Annotated in this window: 2 protein-coding genes; both read left to right on the top strand. The window is 20.9% G+C overall.

What is annotated here, in order from left to right; all coding sequences use genetic code 11:
- Positions 1–346 (top strand): hypothetical protein (locus tag OL66_RS02415; RefSeq protein WP_034172312.1); only part of this gene is annotated, 346 nt, incomplete at its 5' end.
- Between the two features lie 31 nt (positions 347–377).
- Complete coding sequence (locus OL66_RS02410) at positions 378–899, top strand: SVM family protein (protein ID WP_034172311.1); 522 nt, start codon at positions 378–380, stop codon at positions 897–899.
- Positions 900–906: the final 7 nt, after the last annotated feature.

Below are 906 nucleotides of genomic sequence, written 5' to 3'. Positions count from 1 at the left end.
ATTTTTAATTATTAATAATACTCAAATAATGGCTGCCCCTAATGAAGAGTTTGTTGGTGATATGAGAATCATTAATGTAACTGTATCAAATATTAATATTATTAAAAATCACGAAACATTTAAAAAATATTTTGATTTTACGCTAACTAGTCCGTGTTATAACGGAAACATAGCAGAATTTTCAATTATGTGGAAGATTAAAAATTCACCTCGAAATTTATTAGGTGTTTTTTTTGATGATGGCATTAGAGATGATGAAGATAATAAATATACTTTAGAAGATTTAAAACAAATGGGTAATGGAGCTAAAAATATGTATATTTTTTGGCAATATGAACAAAAATAATTTTTATGAATTAAAAAAGGAGTTTTAATTAATGTTTAAATTACAAAATCAATTTAAAATAATAAATATTTGTTTGTTTGTTTTATTAGGATTGCTATTAATAACTAATAATCATAAAATTATGGGAATGGGCAATAATAATTCATCAAATGAACTTAATGAATTAAACGAAAAATTAAATAAATTATTAGAAGAACAAGAACAAAATATAGCTAAAATTATAAATATTGAATATCATGAAGAAATAATGTTAGAATCTTTTAATAATAAAGTTCATTTAAATCATGAAGCTATTAATGAAGTTAAAGGACATATTTATATTTTAACCGAAAGAAAAATAATTGATGAAAAAATGAATAATTTTATTGATAAACGTAACGACACAATTATTCAAATATTAAATTCTAACGGTAGTGTTCGTATTCAAATTATTTTAGAACTTATAAAGCTAAATAAACAAGTCGACTGTTTAAATAGAAGAGAACAAAGATTAAACAATTTTTTAAAAATTTATCAAAAAGATCACCAAAATAATACATCTACTAGTTATTAATAATTAA

Source organism: Chrysanthemum yellows phytoplasma, from assembly GCF_000803325.1.
Lineage (GTDB): Bacteria > Bacillota_I > Bacilli_A > Acholeplasmatales > Acholeplasmataceae > Phytoplasma > Phytoplasma asteris.
Note: the sequence above shows the minus strand (reverse complement) of the source record. Positions and strands in the feature narration are given on the sequence as shown.